The following is a 19,261-nucleotide window of genomic DNA, read 5'->3' on the forward strand; positions in this document are numbered from 1 at the left end:
TGGAAGAAGAAAAATGGAAACCGCTCAGCCTCACGTGATCAGTAAAGAGCTTGCCAAAAAGCTTAATTGGCTAAGAGCAGCCGTCCTGGGCGCAAACGATGGCATCGTATCCACTGCAGGACTCGTGATGGGTGTGGCAGGAGCAACAACTGACAATGGTGCAATTCTGATTGCTGGAGTTGCTGCTCTAGTTGCCGGCTCAATTTCGATGGCTGGCGGTGAGTACGCTTCTGTTAGTGCCCAGCGCGACAGCGAGATTGCATCTCGCTTGAAGCGCGAAGGAAGCAAGCGAAAATTTGCAAAGGATGATCACGTATCACCGATGGCTGCGGCTGTAGCATCTTTTTTCTCATTTGCGCTTGGGTCAGTACTTCCAATCGTTGCCATTACTGGTCCGTGGACTCAATATCGGGAAGCAGCGACGATAGTTTCCGTTGTCATATCCCTAGCAATCACAGGCTACGTTGCTGCAATTATCGGAGGAGCGAAGCCGCTTCGCCCCGTGCTTCGAAACGTTGCCGTGTCGCTAGTGACGATGGCGGCGGCGTACGGGGTTGGAACGCTACTTGGCGTAGCGGTGGCCTAAGCTTTCAGCTTTAAAGTTCTTGCTGTCGCGCTGAGCGATTCACGCGCTTTAGATGGATCATCGTTTAGCTTCAATCCATAGCTTGGTACTGAATCTGCAATGTCCTTGATCCAAGGGTTCTGGCTTTCCGGAAACATCCTCGAGGCAACATCAAGCATCACCCTGGTCGCAACCGATGCCCCAGGAGAGGCTCCAAGTAAGCCTGCGATGGATCCATCGGCTGAGCTGATTACTTCAGTCCCAAACTGTAAAACTCCTAGGCCTTTTACCGGCTTGATGACCTGGGCTCTCTGTCCAGCTTCGTAGAGTTGCCAATCTTCTGCTCTGGCGTTTGGAACAAACTCTCGAAGACTTTGAATTTTCTGTTTTGAAGATTTGAAAATCTCTTTGACTAAGTAGATAACCAATGGGAAGTTCTTGACAGCAACAGAGAGGTAAGAAACGATGTTTCCGAACCGAATTGACGCCGGAAGATCAAGCCAAGAGCCGTGTTTTAGGAACTTAAGATTCAATCCTGCGAACGGCCCGAAGAGTAATGATGTTCTACCGTCAATAACTCTGGTGTCTAGGTGAGGAACAGACATTGGAGGGGCGCCAACTGCGGCTTGCGAGTAAACCTTTGCCTGATGCCTTGCAACCAGTTCAGGGTTTTCTGTCTTGAAAAAATGTCCACTCACAGGAAAAGTGCCGTAGCCATTAATCTCTTTGAGCTTGGCCTTCTGAAGAAGCTTTAGTGCCCATCCCCCAGCCCCGACAAATACTCGAGGTGTGGTGAACTCAAATCTTGAAGTCGAGTTTTTTCCAGTTATTTGCCATAAGCCCTCCTTTTTCCGAAGAGAGCTCACCTCATGGCTTGTCAGCACTTCAACGTTCTTGGTCTTGAGCCATTCATAAAGTTGCTCGGTCAGCGCACCGTAGTCGACATCTGTTCCCTGTTCGATTCTGGTTGCAGCAATTTCAGATGCTGGGCGACCTTCGATCATTAGAGGAGCCCACTTGCCAATCTCCTCAAAGTCTTTCGAAAACTCGATTCCGGCGAAAAGCGGTTGGTCTTTGAGGGCCTTGAAGCGACGCTCTAGGTAGTCAACGTCCTTAGCGCCTTGCACAAATGTCATGTGTGGAACGGAGTGAATGAATGTCTCTGGATCTTTGAGGACACCTTCTTTCACCAAGCTGGACCAGAACTCTCTTGACTCCTGAAACTGCTGGTTGATTGAAATGGCCTTTTCTGCTGATGGCAAATTACCAGGTCGGTCATCTGGCATGTAGTTCAATTCGCAAAGAGCTGCGTGTCCGGTTCCAGCGTTGTTCCAAGCGTTGGATGACTCCAAAGAAACTTTGTCTAGACGTTCCAGAACTATCATTTTCAGTTCCGGATTTGCCTGGCGAAGCAATACTGCCAAGGTGGCGCTCATAATCCCGCCACCCACGAGGACCAAGTCGTACTGCCTAGCTGTTGGCACTTACTTTCCTTCTTTGAAGCCTCGATATATTCTTGTGGGCGATACTGGGTTCGAACCAGTGACCTCTTCCGTGTCAGGGAAGCGCGCTACCACTGCGCCAATCGCCCGGGTAATTCGAGGTGAAGACGGGATTCGAACCCGTGTAGACGGCTTTGCAGGCCGCTGCCTAGCCTCTCGGCCACTCCACCGATGCGTAGCTCATGGCCACTGCGAGCGGATGACGAGATTCGAACTCGCGACCCTCACCTTGGCAAGGTGATGCTCTACCACTGAGCCACATCCGCGTGCAACCTAGGTTGCTTGGCTACTCTAACCCAAATCCAAGCTAGCTGCCAGTAGCCCCGATGCGAGCCTTGACTCTAAAGGGCACGCATCAACTAGCTAGTTCTGGCGGTCGCTTCCAAACGAATAAGCCTCTTCACCATGGACTGAAGTGTCTATTCCGGCTAGCTCGGCATCGGCTTGGACCCGGAAGCCCATCGTTTTCTCGATTGCGAATCCAATGGCGAGGGCCATCACGAAACTGTAGCCAAAGACTGCGGCTGCACCTATTGTTTGAGCAATCAGTTGATCAAAGCCGAATCCAAAGAACAATCCAACATCAACGCCAACCAAACCAATAAACAGTGTTCCAATGACACCTCCGACTAAGTGGATTCCCACAACATCGAGCGAATCATCAAAGCCGAATCTGAACTTCAAATCAACTGCCAGAGCGCAAAGCGATCCAGCAACCAAGCCCAGCACTATTGCCCAAACCGGGTCAATCGAAGCACAGGCTGGGGTGATTGCAACCAAGCCGGCAATCGCACCAGAGGCTGCTCCAATCGATGTTCCTTTACCGTGACGAATTTTCTCGATCGAAATCCAACCGAGCATCGCTGCTGCAGGGGCAGCAATGGTGTTGATTACAACTAGGGACGCAATTCCATCAGCAGCCAACTGTGATCCGGCGTTGAAGCCAAACCACCCGAACCAGAGTAGTGACGCGCCAATCAGGGTTAGTGGAACGTTGTGAGGCTGTGTTATTCCTTTAGAAAAGCCAAAACGCTTTCCTAAAACTATGGCTAGCGCCAAAGCTGCAGCCCCGGCGTTAATGTGAACAGCCGTTCCTCCAGCAAAATCAATGGCTCCTAGCTTGTCAACAATCCAGCCACCGTCATCTTCAGGAGTGAAATTGAATACCCAACCTGCCACAGGGAAGTAAACGAAAGTTGCCCAAAGGCCCGCGAACACCATCCAGGCGCCAAATTTTGCCCGGTCAGCAATTGCACCCGAAATCAGGGCAACCGTGATGATTGCAAACGTTGCCTGGAAGCTAACGAATGCAAGTTCCGGAAAAGCTCCTACCGGATTCTCAGACTCCGTCACTTGAGCACTTAGGCCCAGCGAGCTGGTGTCGATTCCTACGATGTGCGGAATCCCTATCCACCCTGTGTCGCCTACGTCCGCAAAGGTGATCGCGTAGCCATAGAGCACCCACAAAACAGCTATCAGTGCTAGCGAACCGAAAGAAAGCATGATCATACTCACGACTGATTTTGCCTTCACGAGCCCACCGTAGAAAAAAGCGAGTCCTGGAGTCATTAGCAGCACTAACGCGGCTGAGAACAGAACGAATGCGGTATTTCCTTGATCCATGGGGTGCCTTTCTCGAAAGAACGTGAATGCAATTGTTAGCTCGATGCTGGCGTCTTAAGGTTTCAACTAGTTACTTGCTGGATTTCCAGAATGTTACGAACTCCAATACGAGATGAACATCTTGTTTCGTAAATGAGGTATTTTTGAAGTATGAAATCTGAACGCAACGCTGCCATGATCATGATGACAGCCGCGATGATTGGGCTGGTTCTGGCAAACTCGCCATTTGGGGAGCCACTGCTCGACGCAATCGCCTACAAGCTGAATCTGGAATTTATCGGAATCCAGATCACCGTTGGTCACACAATTTCTGACCTATTTCTGGCTGTATTTTTCTTAGTGGCGGGTTTGGAGCTCAAGTACGAGCTCAAGAGTGGAGCGCTATCATCTCCAAAGAAAGCAATGGTTCCAGTTATTGCCGCCTTGGCCGGAGTTATAGTTCCTTCCGCGATCTACGCCTATCTAAACTGGGGCACCGAAGGAATCGTTGGATGGCCTATCCCCGCCGCAACTGACATCGCATTCGCTCTTGGCGTCCTAGCGATTTTTGGAAGAGGAATGCCTTCCGCAGCGCGTATTTTCCTGCTAGCGCTGGCAATTTTTGATGACCTAATTGCGATTAGCATCATCGCTATTTTCTACACCACAAAACTGGAGCCTGCCTGGCTGATTGCCAGCGCGGTGGTTGCCGCTGCCTTTAGATTTGCAGAGACCTCAAAGTTTGCAAACAAGTGGCTTGTTAGGGCAGTGTTTGGCTTGGTCCTTTGGTACACGTTCTACCAAAGCGGCGTACACGCAACTGTTGCCGGTGTGATCCTAGGAATCTTGATTCCCGCTGTCAGAGCACACACAGTCATGAACAAGGTGCAACCAGCAACTAATTTCTTTATTCTCCCAGTTTTTGCCTTCACGGCAGTTGCAGTTGTCATGCCAACAATGGCAGGCGATTCGCAGCCGGTGTTCTCTGGAATCTTCTTTGGTCTTGCGGTTGGTAAAGTCGTTGGAATTTCTATAGCTGCAGTTATCGCAAACAAGCTTTTGGCACCAAAGGATCGACTTCCATTATCCGTGCTTGATTTCATCCCGCTAGGTCTGTTGGCTGGAATTGGATTCACGGTTTCACTTCTGATTGCGCATCTGGCATTCATTGATGATCGAGAGCTCTATGCTCAGGCAACTCTTGGTGTTTTACTTGGCTCGTTTGTGGCAATGTCGCTCGGTGGAGCGGCCTTATGGTTTCGAGGTAGATGGCACCTATCGAAAAAGAAAAAGAAGCCTAAGCCAGCTCGGTCAAAGACCCGATCCGCGAAATAGCTCGAAGGTACTTCTTTCTGTAACCGCCGGCAATGTGCTCATCTGAGAACACTTCTGTTAAACCAATACCGGTTGAAGCAATCGCAACCCTTGACTCATAGAGCCTGTCTACGAATGAAACGAATCTAAGCGCTGCGTTCTGGTCAGTGAGCTTGTGGGCGGAAGTCAAAATCAAAACGTCTATTGACTCGATCAGCTTTAGAAACTTTGAAGGATGCACCTTGGCTAGGTGCTGAAGTAATTTGGAAAAGTCGTCACGAGACACGTTTTTGCCCGAGGCCAGTGAGTCTCTGATTAGCTCCTCGATATCAGAATCAGATAAGGCAGCGGTGTGCCCATCGATTGGTCTATGGCGATAGTCTTCACCATCAACGCTCACTATCTGGAATCTATCTGCCATCGCAGCAATCTCCCTTGCAAAGTCTCTTGCAGCAAACCTTCCCTCTCCTAGCGCATTTGGAGGGGTGTTCGATGTTGCTGCAAATCGAATACCTTTTGAACCGAGCTCAGACAATAGCCTGGACATCAGCATTGTGTCGCCTGGATCATCAAGCTCAAACTCGTCTATGCAGATCAGTTGGTACTGACTCAGGTGCTTCAGGGCGTCAGCAAACCCCAGAAGGCCTATCAAACTGGTGTAGGCCAAGAAGCTTCCAAATGCCTTCTTGCCGGCAAACTCGTGCCAGATTGCGGCCAAGAGATGTGTTTTTCCAACCCCAAAACCACCGTCTAGGTAAATCCCTGAGTATGCGGGAGCTTTCCCCTTGGAAAACAGTGACTTCATAACTCCTGGTTTTACGAAAGCCCTTGCTGAAGCTAGGGCCGAGGCCTGAGAAGGGAAGTCGGAATTTGGCAGATAGTTATCGAAGCGCGCCTTGGTAAACTCTCTGGGAGGAACCAGTTGATTCAAGACCTCACCAAGGGTGGGGTTGGGTTGAATTTCAACCAGGGAACAAATTGTTCCTGAATTGGTTGACAATAGCACCGCCTACATGAGGATCAATTGAATCCCCAAGTCTACAAGGAGATAACTTTGCCAATCGACATTGACAGTTCCGAGAAGTTTGGACAGTACGCAGACCCATCAGCTCTTGTGAGCACTAAATGGCTAGAAGAGAATCTTGGCAAGCCCGGTCTTGTTTTGCTCGAGTCCGATGAGGACGTTTTGCTTTACCAAACCGGTCACATCCCAACAGCTCTGAAAGTCGACTGGCACACCGACCTAAACGACCCAGTAACCCGCGATTACATCGACGGTGAAGGGTTTTCCAAGGTGTTTTCAAGACTTGGAATCAACCGCGAAGACACCATCGTTTTGTACGGCGACAAGAGCAACTGGTGGGCTGCCTACGCTCTTTGGGTTATCAAGCTCTTCGGTCACGAGGACGTTCGATTACTAGATGGCGGAAGAGATAAGTGGACTGCCGAAGGCAGGGAACTCACCAAAGACGAGACCAAGGCTGTAGCTTCCAATTACCCGGTTATTCAAAGAGACGACAGCACGCTTCGAGCATTCCGCGATGATGTTGTTTCTCACTTTGGAAAGCCGCTTATTGATGTTCGTTCCCCAGAAGAATATGCCGGTGAGCGTCTAACGGCTCCTGGTTACCCGGACGAGGGAGCATCCCGCGCGGGCCACATACCATCAGCAGCATCGGTGCCCTGGTCAAAAGCATGCAACGAAGATCAGAGCTTTAAGGATCTAGCTGGACTAGAAGAGGTCTATCTAAAAGGCGCCAAGCTAGATGGCCATTCCGATGTCATCGCGTATTGCAGAATCGGCGAGCGTTCATCACACACCTGGTTTGTCTTAAAGTATCTACTGGGTATTGAAACCGTTAGAAACTATGACGGCTCATGGAGCGAGTGGGGTTCTCTTGTGAAGGCACCTATTGCATTAGGTAGCGAACCTGGCCCGGTACCACAGCTGGTCTAATTGGCAACATTAGAACTTCCGGAAACTCTAATTGAGGACTTTGCCTCAATCAGAGAGTCTGAACGACTTGATTTGTTGCTGGAGTTCTCAGAAGCGTTACCTGAGTTACCTGATCGGTACGCCGATCACCCAGAGCTACTCGAAAGAGTCGAGGAGTGTCAATCTCCCATTTTCTTATTTGTGGAGATTGACGAAAACAACTTAACAAGGTTGTTTTTCAGCGCTCCACCGGAAGCTCCCACAACTAGAGGATTTGCAAGTTTGCTTTTTAGTGTCATCGATGGGCTAAGCGTGCAAGAGGCTCTCGATTTTGACATTGACTTTCCTTCGAAGCTATCGCTTCAGAAAGTTGTTTCCCCATTGAGGCTTCGCGGGATGATCGGAATCCTGTCCCGCATCAAGCGTCAACTTCGGGAAAAATCGAGTCAATGATTACAGGGCGTTCTGGGCTCGCGCTTTCCAGTCAAGTCACTAATGTAGAAGAACTCGCGCTTAGTTACGGTAGCTGGACTGGGATACGCACTAACCATGTCATTAGCGCTAGCGGTAACTTCTTCGATGAGTCAGGATCGTCGAGGGGAATATCCACCAAAGAGGATCTTGCGCTTTTGCTGGCACTTCGAAGACAAGCAGACGTTGTCATCGTGGACGCAAAGACTGCCCGCAACGAGAGGTACAGGAAGCTATCGTCAGCGCACCTAGCGATTGTCTCAGCTTCTGGAAACTTTCAGTCGATCCCAGCAGTAATCTCCATAAGTGAAGTGACTCTTTTTAGTCCGAACACGCCAACTAGCGACAGCGAATTTAATATTGAACATGTCGCTATCGACCCAGCCGAACCTTTTGTTGCTTTACTGGCTTGGGCTAACCAAATGAAGTTCAGCTCCATGCTTCTTGAGGCAGGACCGACCCTCACAAGGGTGTGCTTCGAAACCGCTGAAGTCGCACAATCTGCAATAACGGTCACTCCAAGGCTTCCTGAAGATCTGCTAGAGCGACCGTTTAATCCTTTTAGCCATGAAGGTTCACTGGTGTCTCTTGCAGAGTCTGAGGACGCGACATTCGCCCTCTGGAGCTACTAACGGCGTGGCTAGCAGGTAAATTTAGGGAGGGCTCTTAAGCTGGAAAAAATGCTTGAGATCGCGGATGTGACCGATACAGCTGCTGATTTTCAGCTAGCTGTGATGTCCTTGCGTCAAGCAGACATTAGATCAGATCTAAACGTCACAGAGATTCCCTCCCCTGAAAAACTTGCCAGGCACTCGCTTGCTCTGGCCGCCCACGTTGGAGCAGAGTCCCACGCTGCGCAAGCGGACGCGGGCACTGGAAGATTTGTGGTGCTGAATTCCGACACCCCTCAAGAGGGTTGGGGTGGAAACTTTCGCATCATCTGTTTTGCCAAATCTCCCCTCGAAACTGACATTGGCCAGGATGAGCTGATCACAGACGTTTGCTGGGCTTGGTTAGAAGACTCGCTAAAGGCTCGTGGCGCCGGTTACACCCTTCAAGCTGGAACCATCACAAGGATTATCTCTCAGGGATATGGATCCATGTCTGGTCAAAGTGACCATGCCGAGTTGGAACTTCGCGCGTCCTGGTCACCCACTGACTCAAATTTCGCAGCTCACCTAGAAGCCTGGCAGGATCTTTTATGCATGATGTCTGGATTGCCTCCGGAATCAGGAATAAGCAGAATCTAACTTGGCTGCAGAAGATCCAGACCTACTAGATACACCTTCGCTGACTCTCGAGAAACTTGCAGCCCCGAAAACGAGATATCATCTGATTGAGAACTCTCAAGAGCTCGCGACTGCACTTGAGCTTCTGCTAAAAACTCAAGGCCCCGTCGCAGTTGATGCGGAAAGAGCCTCAGGTTTTAAGTATTCTCAGCGCGCGTACCTTATTCAGCTAAAGACAGAAAACTCTGACATTTTTCTATTAGACCCGACATCAGATACTGCATTGGTGGAGTCTAAAGAGTTCTCAGAGCTTCGAAATTTTCTTGGCGATAGGCAGTGGATACTCCACGCTGCAACTCAGGACATACCGTGCCTTCAAGAACTTGGATTGCACCCCAAAGCAATCTTCGACACTGAGTTAGCTGGGCGGCTAACAGGCCAGCCAAGAGTCGGCCTTGGTTCTTTAGTTGAATCACTACTTGGTATAGCAATAGCAAAGGAGCATTCCGCTGCTGATTGGAGCACGAGGCCCCTACCGGAGAGCTGGTTGAACTATGCAGCCCTCGATGTTGAGCTCCTACATGAGCTTCAAGCAAGCCTGACGGGCTTGCTTGACCAACAAGGTAAATCGGGCTGGGCTGCCGAAGAGTTTGAAAACCTGCTTTCATTCAAGCAAAAGCCAGCGAAGCAAGATCGCTGGCGCGGAATATCCGGCCTTAGTAAAGTTTCGGACCAGTTGTCCTTAGAGATCGCAAGACAACTTTGGATGGCGCGGGAAGAACTCGCCATCAAGATGGACGTCTCACCCGGGAGGTTGGTTCCTGATGCAGCCATTTTGGCCGCGGCAGTAGCAAAACCTAGAACTAGACCCGAGCTGGCATCACTACGAACCTTTACTGGTCGAGCTTCAAGAAGTTACTTGGATCTATGGTGGGAAGCGCTGCAATCATCCTATAAAGCTACTGTTCTTCCAGCTATCAGAGCAGAGAAGACAGAAGGGATTCCAAACCATCGCAACTGGGCAGCTAAGTACCCGGAGGCTGATCGGCGTTTGCGTCACGCAAAGAATGCTTTGACAAAAATTAGCGAGAGCTCAAATTTGCCACTAGAGAACTTGCTCACGCCAGATTATTTACGCCAAGTTTGTTTTGCGCCATCAGAACCCTCAACTCTTGAGAATGTTAGACAAGCTCTTTTGGGTTTTGGGGCAAGAGCGTGGCAGGTCGATCTAACGGCAGAAGCAATACTGGATTCAATTAGTCGGCTAGACGAGCCTGATCTGAAACTACAGAGTCCTCAGGAATAGCCCTCGCGTGCGGCACTCTCGCACCAAGCACTTGAGCCACAATCTCTCTGGAAATATCTTGTGCGTTGAGACCAACGCGGTCCAATATTTCATCTCTTGAGGCATGCTCCAGAAACTCATCGGGTAGTCCGATCTCGCTGAGGGCCGTATCAACCTGAGCCGCGCGAAGATCCTGGCGCACTCTGGTACCTATGCCACCAACTCGAATACCATCTTCGATTGTGACAACAAGCCTGTGCTTGCTCGCAAGGCTAACTACAGAGGCAGGAACTGGAATGACCCAACGAGGATCAATTACTGTTGCACCAATTCCCTGATCTGCAAGCATCTTGGCAACTTGTAGTCCCACGTGAGCCATTGAACCAACGGTCAAGATAAGTACGTCTTTAGCTGGGCTCTCCATAAGTACATCAACGCCGTCATCTAGTCGTCTTATTGCTTCGATCTCTTGAGAAACAGAACCCTTCGGGAACCTAATAACAGTCGGTCCATCAGATACTTCGATTGCTTCATTGAGCTCTTCAACCAGCCTCTTGCCATCTCTAGGTGATGCGATTCGGATGCCAGGAACAATCTGTAGCATGGCCAGATCCCACATACCGTGATGGCTAGCGCCGTCAGGACCAGTTACACCCGCACGGTCCAGCACAAAAGTGACTCCTGCCTTGTGCAAAGCAACATCCATCAAAACCTGATCAAACGCGCGACCCATGAAAGTGGCGTAGACAGCCACAACAGGATGCAGCCCTCCAAAAGCCATTCCAGCCGCGGAAGTCACCGCATGCTGCTCGGCGATTCCAACATCGAATACCCGCTCTGGATACTTCTGGGCAAACTTGTGAAGCCCTACGGGAATTAACATCGCTGCAGTAATCCCAATTACGTTGGGCTTGTTCTTTGCAATCTCAACCATTTCATCTGCGAAAACGCCGGTCCAACTCTGCTTGCCTGAATCTCCAACAGCTTTTCCGGTGTCTGGATCAATTTGACCAACCGCGTGGAACTGATCAGCTTCATCGCTCACAGCCGGTTCGTAACCTTTACCTTTTTGGGTAATTGCGTGCACGATAACTGGATTGGCATACTTCTTTGCCTGCTTTAGGGCTTCTTCCATGGCGTTCATATCGTGACCGTTAACTGGACCGATGTACTTCAAATCAAGATTTGGGAAGATTCCCTTAGGTGCGAAGGTGCCAAGTAATCCCTTAGCGGCACCGCGCAATGTCGAGTAAGCCATTCTTCCTGGCATACCGAATTTATAGAAAACCTTGCGAATAAGTCTGTAAAGCCTGCGATAAATACGTTCGGTTCGAATGCCGTTGAGATACCTGGCCAACCCACCGATAGTTGGTGCGTATGATCTTCCATTGTCGTTGACAACAATCACCAGCTTGCGGTCGTTGTCGTCGCTGATGTTGTTGAGCGCTTCCCAGGTCATGCCACCTGTGAGAGCACCGTCTCCAACAACCACAATCACATAGCGATCGTCCTGTTTTGTTAGGCGATAGGCCTTTGCGATGCCGTCTCCCCAAGATATAGAAGATGAAGCGTGTGAGCTTTCAACAATGTCGTGCACCGACTCGGAGCGTTGTGGGTAGCCGGCTAGACCCTCCTTGGAGCGCAAATTGTCGAAGTTCTTTCTTCCAGTAAGCAACTTGTGAACATATGACTGGTGACCGGTGTCAAAAATGATGCTGTCTTTTGGTGAATCAAATACTCGGTGGATAGCAAGAGTGGTTTCAACCACACCCAAGTTAGGACCTAGGTGCCCTCCAGTTTTTGCAACCTTGGATATTAAAAACTCACGAATATCCGATGCGAGTTCGATGACCTCAGCGTCCTTTAGACCCTTCAGGTCCTCCGGTCCATTGACCCTGTCTAGAATGCTCATTTTGGTATGTGACTTCCTCTATGCCTTTACTAACGATCGAAGCACATACTGCAAGATTCCGCCATGGCGGAAATAGTCAGCTTCTCCAGGGGTGTCGATTCTCAAAGTCGCCTCAAACTGAACAGTTTGCTTTCCAGGCTTGGAGTGCTCACTTGGCTTGGCAAGTACCTGCAGGGTTTTAGGTGTAACACCCTCGTTTAGTTTCTCAACTCCGGAGATGTCAAAAATCTCCGTGCCATCAAGGCCCAATGAGTCAGCCGAAGATCCGGACGGGAATTCCAAGGGCAGGACACCCATTCCAATTAGGTTGCTGCGGTGAATGCGCTCGAAGCTTTGGGTGATGACAGCTCGAACACCAAGCAAGCTGGTACCCTTTGCAGCCCAGTCCCTTGAAGATCCAGAACCATATTCTTTCCCGCCAAGAATTACTAGCGGTGTTCCAGCGGCCTGATAGTTTTCTGCAGCGTCGTAAATAAAAGCCTGATCCCCTGAGGTAGTTGTGAAGTCTCTGGTGTAACCACCCTCAACATCTTGAAGTAGCTGGTTACGCAAACGAATGTTGGCAAATGTTCCACGAATCATAACCTCGTGATTTCCACGGCGAGATCCATAGCTGTTGAAATCAACCCTTGATACTCCGTGCTCGGTTAGGTACTTACCGGCAGGTGAATCAGCCTTGATTGATCCAGCTGGACTGATGTGATCAGTTGTCACAGAATCACCGAGCTTCGCAAGCACGCGAGCTCCGTGGATATCTGTAACCGGTGTGGGGTCCATTTTCATTCCGTCGAAGTAAGGCGGTTTGCGAACATAGGTTGACTTGGCATCCCAAGAAAAGGTATCTCCGGTTGGAGTCTCAAGAGATTGCCATCTCTTATCACCATCGAAAACACCTGCGTACTGAGTGGTGAACATATCCGAGTTGATTGACGAGTCAATAGTGTTTTGCACTTCCTCGGGAGTCGGCCAGATGTCTCTCAAGAAGACATCTTCTCCGGAAGAGTCTTCACCAAGCGAATCTTTCTCAAAATCAAAATCCATGGTTCCAGCTAGCGCGTAAGCAATTACTAGCGGCGGCGAGGCCAAGTAGTTCATTTTCACATCCGGATTGATGCGTCCCTCAAAGTTTCTATTTCCAGAAAGCACAGCGGTAACAGCTAGGTCGTTTTCGTTCACTGCGGCAGAGATTTCCTCATCAAGAGGTCCGGAGTTTCCAATACACGTTGTGCAGCCGTAGCCAACCAGTTGGAAACCCAGAGCGTCTAGGTCCTTAGTTAATCCGGCCTTGTCGTAGTAGTCGGTAACAACCTTTGATCCAGGGGCTAAGGATGTCTTGACCCAAGGCTTTGCTTTCAGGCCCTTTGCAACAGCTTTTCTTGCAAGAAGTCCCGCCGCCATCATCACAGAAGGGTTTGAAGTGTTGGTGCAAGAGGTTATCGAAGCGATGCTCACGTGTCCGTTGTCCATCGAGAAATCTTTTCCGGATACCTTTGCTGGCTTAGAAGCTTTTGAGGAGTAGGTAAGGATGTCTTTCGCGAACTGATTCTTTGACTTGGACAATTCGATTCGATCCTGGGGACGCTTAGGCCCGGCTATTGATGGAACAACGGTTGAAAGGTCAAGCTCTAGGTATTCGCTGTAACTAGGTTCGATCGAAGGATCGTGCCAAAGTCCCTGCGCTTTGCTGTACTGCTCGACAAGTTCAATTTCAGCTGGCTTTCTCCCAGTAAAGCGAAGGTAGTCAAGAGTTACTGCGTCAATTGGGAAGATTGCAACAGTTGAACCAAACTCAGGGCTCATGTTTCCAATTGTTGCTCGGTTCGCTAGAGGCACTGAGGCTACCCCTGCTCCATAGAACTCAACGAACTTACCCACTACACCGTGCTCGCGAAGTTTCTGAGTGATGGTCAGCACAACATCAGTTGCCGTTGCTCCCATCGGAATCTGACCAGTGAGCTTGAAGCCAACAACTTTTGGAATGAGCATGGAAACTGGCTGGCCAAGCATCGCAGCCTCGGCCTCAATTCCACCAACACCCCAACCCAAAACTCCAAGGCCGTTAACCATTGTGGTGTGGGAATCGGTTCCAACACAGGAGTCTGGGTAGGCAAGTAACTGTCCATTAACGTTCCTGGTCATCACGGTGCGGGCTAGGTACTCTATGTTGACCTGGTGCACGATTCCGGTGCCAGGAGGAACTACCTTGAAATCGTCGAACGCCATCTGCCCCCAACGAAGGAATTGGTAGCGCTCAGCGTTTCGCTGGTATTCATATTCGACGTTCTTTTCAAAAGCATCCGCGGACCCCGCGACGTCGATAACCACCGAGTGGTCGATAACTAGCTCAGCTGGAGCTAGCGGGTTAATCTTCTTTGGGTCTCCCCCGAGATCAACCATGGCTTCGCGCATGGTTGCCAGATCTACTACACATGGGACACCAGTGAAGTCCTGCATGATCACTCGTGCCGGTGTGAACTGAATCTCAGTGTCCGGTTCCGCCTTTGGGTCCCAGTCCAGAATGGATTGAATGTGAGAAGAAGTTACGTTAGCTCCATCTTCAGTTCGAAGAAGGTTCTCCAGAAGAATCTTTAAGCTGTAGGGCAAGGTCTTGGCCTCTAGCTTGCTGATGTCGAAGATGCGGTAGGACTCGGTGCCCACCAAAAGATCGCGCCCTACGCCGAAACTGTCAATCTTTGACATCTATAACTCCTAGGTATTTGAGCAAATGAGCTCCAGCTATCAAATTTACCACTTACCGGGTCCGAAGCACCGTGGCTCGAAGTATCAGCCAGGTCACCAGGATAACCAGCGCATAAAGCGGTGGACCCATGGCCACTCTTGCGGTTGCCAGTAGTTCAACGCTTCCAGCTAGAAAAAGAGGAACCTGGACGGCCAGCCGAAGACTGAAAAACCCTACCCACATCGCAGTAACCAGTGAGTAGATCGTTAGTTTCTTTCGGTCCTTGCGCCAACTGGTTGCATTGCCTCGAAGAATCTCTACCAAAACACCAATAATCGGCCAGCGAACCAAGATTGAGATCAAAAGGACACTGCCGTAAACAGCGTTGGTAATAAATCCCGGTACAAAGTAGTCAACTGCATCACCGCCTTCGCGAAGAGCAAGCCAGGCAGCAAAACCCACGGCTATAGCACCGATTAGTGCGCTGCTTGCAGATTTGCGTGTGATCAAGCGATAGAGAATAAACAGCGCTGAAGTTCCACCCGCTAACGAAACCGCAATAATCGCTTCACCGGTTAGGGCAAAGCTTGCCCCAAACAGCACGCTTGGCAAAATCGTCTCTGTGATTCCAAGCTTTCCGCCCATGCCTTCTAGCAAGGATTTTCCATCAAGACTGAGGTTGCCGTCAGTGGAACTAATTCCAAGCCGCTTCGCGGCAGAAGCGCGAACTTTATCGTCGCTCATTAGCTCACACTCTTTTGGGCGCCCGCTGGAGCAACAAGTTCTAAAAGTTCCTTTGGTGGCATTGGTGCGCTACCGCGAACCACGGCAACGGATCTAAAAATGTCAATCATGTGTGACATTGATAACGTGTCACCAAGTGCGAGGCCACTTATTACACCGCGTAGGAACCACTTTGGGCCATCAACCCCAATAAACTTTGCCAGCCTCGAAGTGCCATCTCTAGTTGGTATCTGAGCGTTTAGCTCAGGACCCAAAGGACCAACCACGCTCTCAGTTTTGCCACCCTGTGCCGTTATTGACTGCTCTAGAGCAGATCGAACCTCGTGCCAGACTCCTTCGGCTCCCGGGGCACTAAACGCTTGAAGTTGTAACGTGGAGCCCCTGTGCTCGACCGTTAGTGCCACGATTCGATTAGTTGCTTCTTCAACTTCGAGCTTGTAAACAACGTCATCTCGCATTGGAAGCTGGATGGCTCCAAAATCAATGCTGGGGCGAACCTGAATCAATTCGGTAATGTCAAACGGGCCAGCACTGAACCGATCAAGCGGCTGTGACTTAGTAGTGCCGTAATTATCCACTTACTTGTTTCCCGTCGATCCAAAGCCAGATTGGCCCCTGTCGCTGTCAGGTAGTTGTTCAACTGCGATGAAGTCCGCGCGCTCTACCTTTTGAATTAGCAGTTGAGCGATGCGGTCTCCTTCCTCCACATCAAAGGATTCAGAGGAAGAGTTATAGAGCGTGACCATAATCTCGCCGCGATACCCGGCGTCAATCGTGCCCGGTGAATTTAGAACCGTTACACCATGCTTTAGAGCAAGACCAGAACGAGGGTGAACTAGACCTACAAACCCAGACGGCAAAGCTATCGAAACTCCAGTTGGAACGAGTTCGCGGCTACCAGGGGCAATTGAAAGCTTCTTGGTGGAGCGAAGATCTGCTCCAGCGTCACCAGCCTTAGCGTAGCTAGGCTCGAAACCTGGAAGTGCTGAGATTAGAACAGGTACGTCAGTCATAGATTCCCAGCGTAATCTATTGAGTGTGACTGAACTAGTAAAGCCTGATTCGTTGCTCTACAGCGAGCGTGTGCTTCCCAATTTTGGGACCTTTGCCGCAGTATTTGTGCTGTTGCCATCAACGGTGATAATCGCTGAGCCATTTGACCTAATAATTGGGCTAGTGGTGGGCCTGATTGCCGTTTCCACAATTTGGGGTTTGCTTGTATTCAGAGCACCAAGGATTCAGGTTTCAAAGAACCATCTCCGGGTGGGCAGGGTGTCGATCGCTAGAAACTTAGTTGGAACACCCCAAGCCATAGACAAGAGTGAAATATTTGCAGAACGTGGTCCAAACCTTGACCCTGCTGCCCACAAGGTTTTTCAAGGATCGGTAAAGACAGCTGTGAAAATCCCGGTTACAGATCCCGAGGATCCGACTCCCTACTGGCTGGTGTCGACAAGAAATCCAAAGAAGCTAGTTGAGGCGCTTAGCAAATCCTAAGAATCACACTCGGAACAGATAGGGCCGTTCTTGGTCTTTCTCGCAACTAACGAACGGTGCTTGACGATAAAGCAGTTCGAGCAGGTGAATTCATCTTCCTGAGGCGGCAAGACCACTACTTCGAGATCTTCTGAAACCACGTCTGGGATTGAGAAAGAGTCCCCGGCGTCAATGTCTTCGGTGTCCGAAGCCGCTTTGGCGGGGCCGCGTTCCTTTATGGCTTCGAGCGACTCTGTGTCGTCGTCAGCTTTTCTAGGAGCGTCGTAATCGGTAGCCATGGTTGGCCCTTTCTTTCGTTCTTTAGGCGCTAGTAGTGTCTAACAAATACCCCCCAATAGCAAACTGACACAGCGTTAATTTCCTTGGAATTTGCCGTGTTTTTGCGCTTCGAGAACAAGCTTGCTGGCAAACTCTTAGACAGGAGATAGCAAGCCATGAAAGACATCAGATTCTTGGGTTCAGACGGTGATTTTCTATTGCTGGAAGACTCCGAGGGTCAAAAATATCGCCTACTTCTGGATCAGCCACTCCGAAGCGCCATTAAGAACGAAGTTCCCCGGATGCTGGATCAGCCCAGGTTGAGCCCGAGGGAGATCCAAGAAGAAATACGTGTGGGCCGAAGCATTGAAGAGATTGTCCAAGCCAGCGGCGCTCCAGTTGACTACGTTATGAAATTTGCTCAACCAGTTCTCGATGAACTAAATCATGCGGTCTTGAATGCACTAACTGTTCGCCTCGAAGTGCCAGGTGACCGATTCAACAATCCAACAACTCGGGAATTTGGAGAAATCATCAAGGCAAGACTTGCTGCCAGCGGAGCAGGAATTGAAAAATGGTCTGCCATGAAAGCCCCGGAGCATGGGTTCTATATTTACTGCGAGTACGAACTTGCTGGCAAGCAAAACAAAGCCACTTGGCTCTACGACCCAAAGCGTCTAGCACTTATCCCAGAAAATGAGTCAGCGATTTCACTCTCATCCGGAGACCGGATAGCTAGTCCAGCGCCTAAGTTGCGTCCGGTACAAACCCCAGCCTCAGACTTCACTTCAAATCTTGCAGACACCGTTGAAATCGTTCGTGAAGTACCCAAGGTGACACCGACACCTCTTCAGGAATCAGCTGCGCCACTCACACCGATCTCCGACACTGCTGACCTATTGGAAGCGCTTCGAAAAAAGCGTAACGAGCGAGAGCTGCTAGAAGAGCAAGAAGACATTCCCTCCACGGACTTTTTGTCCGTTGTTCCCGACTTCGAAGAGCAAGAGTCGTTTTCAGAAGAAGACGTGAGTCAGGACCCTCCAGAAGTTACCCCCGAGACACCACCGGCCAACAAAAGAGGAAGGGCATCTATCCCAAGCTGGGACGAGATAGTCTTTGGAACTAAAACCGAAGATTAGAAAACAATTAGTGGAACTTCCCATTCCGCTTGCATCATTCCCCCGTGTTGACCGATCATCAAAAGAGATCTTGATTTCGCAAAACCGCGATGGTAAACAACACGATTTGATTTCGGCAGAAGAACAAGATCAGGGGAAATCAGAATTGCCTGATGTGACAATTCTGCGAGCCACTTGGCCTCTACTAGTTCGGCAACGGTTACGACATCGCATACGTTTCCAACTTCTTGGTTGATCTGTTCTAGCTTTGAAGCGAGATTGACGGATTCCGGAAAATACAGAAAACCAACTCTTGGATCGCCGCCGATTTGCTCAAGATCGTCAAAACAGTCGTATTCATCAAGATATATGTGTCTATCCATCGGAACGTCTATGACTCCGTGGTCGGCAGTCAGAATCACGCCATCATTCGAACTTAGCGATCGTGCAAATTTGGCCAGTTCGGCGTCCAGGTCTTCCAACTTGTTTAGCCATCGCAGAGATTTTGAGCCATAGCGATGTGCGAGTTGATCAAGTTCGGGAAAGTAGAGGTAGGTCAAGCTGTTTGGAACGCTGAGAGCCTTTTTTGCCGATGAAAAACGATCCTCGAAGCTAGCGGCTGGAATGTATTTTGCATTTGGCATTGTTGCCAACGTGAAACCTGACTGGTCGTATTCCAAAGGGCCAATTGTTGAAACAATCACACCTTGAGCGGCGGCTGTTTCGGAGATCGTGTCCAGATCCTGATACTTGCGCGGGTCTAATTCGGAACCAAGGTCGTTTAGAAAGTTTATGTTTTGCTTAATTGCTCGGTCGTACACTCGGTGACCCAAAACTGCATGACTACCATTTGGTTTACCGGTTGCCATCGAAGTTAAGCTCGAACTGGTGGTTGCCGGAAAGCCGGCGAATAGTGAACTGGCTGCTTTTAGCTTCTGGTTCAAAAATGAGGCATGCCCGGCGGCTGATCTGATATTTTCAGTTCCAAGGCCATCCACGAGAATTACTAGATAACTCTTCTTCTTAGCTAGTTTGAGCGGATTGTCTGCTGAGTCGAGCGCAAGATACGCACTCGAGTAGGCATCGGAAAGCCTCCCGAGTGATTTGGGAACAGAAGGTAGCATCGAAGCTAAGTTTGCCACAGCAAC

At 49.9% G+C, this 19,261-nt stretch carries 19 protein-coding genes and 3 tRNA genes; 9 read left to right on the forward strand and 13 right to left on the reverse strand.

Annotation, left to right across the window (positions count from 1 at the left end; translation table 11 throughout):
- The first annotated feature begins 13 nt into the window (after positions 1-13).
- The gene (locus AC9UFE_RS00845; protein WP_509544780.1) at positions 14-586 is read left to right on the forward strand and encodes a VIT1/CCC1 transporter family protein; all 573 of its coding nucleotides are present in this window, start codon (positions 14-16) and stop codon (positions 584-586) included.
- Here the strand turns inward: AC9UFE_RS00845 and mqo are convergent.
- From mqo to AC9UFE_RS00870, 5 genes are all read right to left on the reverse strand, one after another.
- Positions 583-2,049 (reverse strand): malate dehydrogenase (quinone), encoded by a 1,467-nt coding sequence (gene mqo, locus AC9UFE_RS00850; protein ID WP_509544783.1) that lies wholly within the window; start codon positions 2,047-2,049, stop codon positions 583-585. The two genes, AC9UFE_RS00845 and mqo, sit on opposite strands and share 4 nt — an antisense overlap.
- 35 nt (positions 2,050-2,084) lie before the next feature.
- Positions 2,085-2,156 (reverse strand) — tRNA-Val (locus AC9UFE_RS00855).
- Between the two features lie 10 nt (positions 2,157-2,166).
- Positions 2,167-2,237: transfer RNA gene (locus tag AC9UFE_RS00860), tRNA-Cys, on the reverse strand.
- Between the two features lie 24 nt (positions 2,238-2,261).
- A tRNA-Gly gene (locus AC9UFE_RS00865) sits at positions 2,262-2,333 on the reverse strand.
- Positions 2,334-2,430: 97 nt separating this feature from the next.
- Entirely contained in the window at positions 2,431-3,690 is a 1,260-nt protein-coding gene (locus AC9UFE_RS00870) for an ammonium transporter (RefSeq protein WP_509544786.1), read from the reverse strand.
- A 150-nt stretch (positions 3,691-3,840) separates the two neighbouring features.
- Between AC9UFE_RS00870 and nhaA the strand changes: the two genes are divergently transcribed.
- Positions 3,841-5,004, forward strand: a complete 1,164-nt coding sequence (gene nhaA, locus AC9UFE_RS00875; RefSeq protein ID WP_509544789.1) for a Na+/H+ antiporter NhaA — start codon at positions 3,841-3,843, stop codon at positions 5,002-5,004.
- Here the strand turns inward: nhaA and zapE are convergent.
- Positions 4,967-5,989, reverse strand: coding sequence for a cell division protein ZapE (gene zapE, locus AC9UFE_RS00880; RefSeq protein ID WP_509544792.1), 1,023 nt, complete (start codon positions 5,987-5,989; stop codon positions 4,967-4,969). The genes nhaA and zapE overlap by 38 nt on opposite strands.
- A 48-nt stretch (positions 5,990-6,037) precedes the next feature.
- Here zapE and AC9UFE_RS00885 point away from each other — a divergent pair, with 48 nt between their 5' ends.
- From AC9UFE_RS00885 to AC9UFE_RS00905, 5 genes are read left to right on the forward strand one after another with little or no spacing between them, the layout of a single operon-like run.
- Positions 6,038-6,940, forward strand: a complete 903-nt coding sequence (locus AC9UFE_RS00885) for a sulfurtransferase (protein ID WP_509544796.1) — start codon at positions 6,038-6,040, stop codon at positions 6,938-6,940.
- Positions 6,941-7,372, forward strand: coding sequence for a SufE family protein (locus tag AC9UFE_RS00890; protein ID WP_509544798.1), 432 nt, complete (start codon positions 6,941-6,943; stop codon positions 7,370-7,372).
- A complete protein-coding gene (locus AC9UFE_RS00895; RefSeq protein ID WP_509544800.1) occupies positions 7,369-8,022 on the forward strand; it encodes a dihydrofolate reductase family protein in 654 nt (217 codons plus the stop codon). The genes AC9UFE_RS00890 and AC9UFE_RS00895 overlap by 4 nt, the downstream gene beginning before the upstream one ends.
- A 48-nt stretch (positions 8,023-8,070) precedes the next feature.
- A complete protein-coding gene (locus AC9UFE_RS00900; RefSeq protein ID WP_509544802.1) occupies positions 8,071-8,640 on the forward strand; it encodes a DUF3000 domain-containing protein in 570 nt (189 codons plus the stop codon).
- 1 nt (position 8,641) lies between these two features.
- Positions 8,642-9,925: an HRDC domain-containing protein gene (locus AC9UFE_RS00905; RefSeq protein WP_509544805.1), complete on the forward strand. Its 1,284-nt coding sequence runs from the start codon at positions 8,642-8,644 to the stop codon at positions 9,923-9,925.
- On the opposite strand, the gene dxs is transcribed toward AC9UFE_RS00905, so the two are convergent.
- From dxs to dut, 5 genes are read right to left on the reverse strand one after another with little or no spacing between them, the layout of a single operon-like run.
- Positions 9,876-11,816: a 1-deoxy-D-xylulose-5-phosphate synthase gene (gene dxs / locus AC9UFE_RS00910; protein WP_509544807.1), complete on the reverse strand. Its 1,941-nt coding sequence runs from the start codon at positions 11,814-11,816 to the stop codon at positions 9,876-9,878. The two genes, AC9UFE_RS00905 and dxs, sit on opposite strands and share 50 nt — an antisense overlap.
- An 18-nt stretch (positions 11,817-11,834) precedes the next feature.
- Positions 11,835-14,516, reverse strand: coding sequence for an aconitate hydratase AcnA (gene acnA, locus AC9UFE_RS00915; RefSeq protein ID WP_509544809.1), 2,682 nt, complete (start codon positions 14,514-14,516; stop codon positions 11,835-11,837).
- Between the two features lie 52 nt (positions 14,517-14,568).
- The gene (locus AC9UFE_RS00920; RefSeq protein WP_509544812.1) at positions 14,569-15,240 is read right to left on the reverse strand and encodes a DUF3159 domain-containing protein; all 672 of its coding nucleotides are present in this window, start codon (positions 15,238-15,240) and stop codon (positions 14,569-14,571) included.
- Positions 15,240-15,818 (reverse strand): DUF3710 domain-containing protein, encoded by a 579-nt coding sequence (locus tag AC9UFE_RS00925; RefSeq protein WP_509544814.1) that lies wholly within the window; start codon positions 15,816-15,818, stop codon positions 15,240-15,242. The genes AC9UFE_RS00920 and AC9UFE_RS00925 overlap by 1 nt, the downstream gene beginning before the upstream one ends.
- Positions 15,819-16,253 carry a dUTP diphosphatase gene (gene dut, locus AC9UFE_RS00930; protein ID WP_509544817.1) on the reverse strand — a complete coding sequence of 145 codons (435 nt, stop codon included), beginning with the start codon at positions 16,251-16,253 and terminating at the stop codon, positions 15,819-15,821.
- A gap of 25 nt (positions 16,254-16,278) precedes the next feature.
- Between dut and AC9UFE_RS00935 the strand changes: the two genes are divergently transcribed.
- Positions 16,279-16,737 carry a DUF3093 domain-containing protein gene (locus AC9UFE_RS00935; protein ID WP_509545103.1) on the forward strand — a complete coding sequence of 153 codons (459 nt, stop codon included), beginning with the start codon at positions 16,279-16,281 and terminating at the stop codon, positions 16,735-16,737.
- Here AC9UFE_RS00935 and AC9UFE_RS00940 read toward each other — a convergent pair.
- Positions 16,734-17,015, reverse strand: a complete 282-nt coding sequence (locus tag AC9UFE_RS00940) for a DUF4193 family protein (protein ID WP_509544819.1) — start codon at positions 17,013-17,015, stop codon at positions 16,734-16,736. The genes AC9UFE_RS00935 and AC9UFE_RS00940 overlap by 4 nt on opposite strands.
- A gap of 156 nt (positions 17,016-17,171) precedes the next feature.
- Between AC9UFE_RS00940 and sepH the strand changes: the two genes are divergently transcribed.
- A complete protein-coding gene (sepH, locus tag AC9UFE_RS00945; RefSeq protein ID WP_509544822.1) occupies positions 17,172-18,134 on the forward strand; it encodes a septation protein SepH in 963 nt (320 codons plus the stop codon).
- Here the strand turns inward: sepH and AC9UFE_RS00950 are convergent.
- Positions 18,131-19,255: an alkaline phosphatase family protein gene (locus AC9UFE_RS00950; RefSeq protein ID WP_509544825.1), complete on the reverse strand. Its 1,125-nt coding sequence runs from the start codon at positions 19,253-19,255 to the stop codon at positions 18,131-18,133. The two genes, sepH and AC9UFE_RS00950, sit on opposite strands and share 4 nt — an antisense overlap.
- Positions 19,256-19,261 lie beyond the last annotated feature (6 nt).

The sequence above is a fragment of the Rhodoluna sp. genome (assembly GCF_044239955.1).
Classification (GTDB): domain Bacteria; phylum Actinomycetota; class Actinomycetes; order Actinomycetales; family Microbacteriaceae; genus Rhodoluna.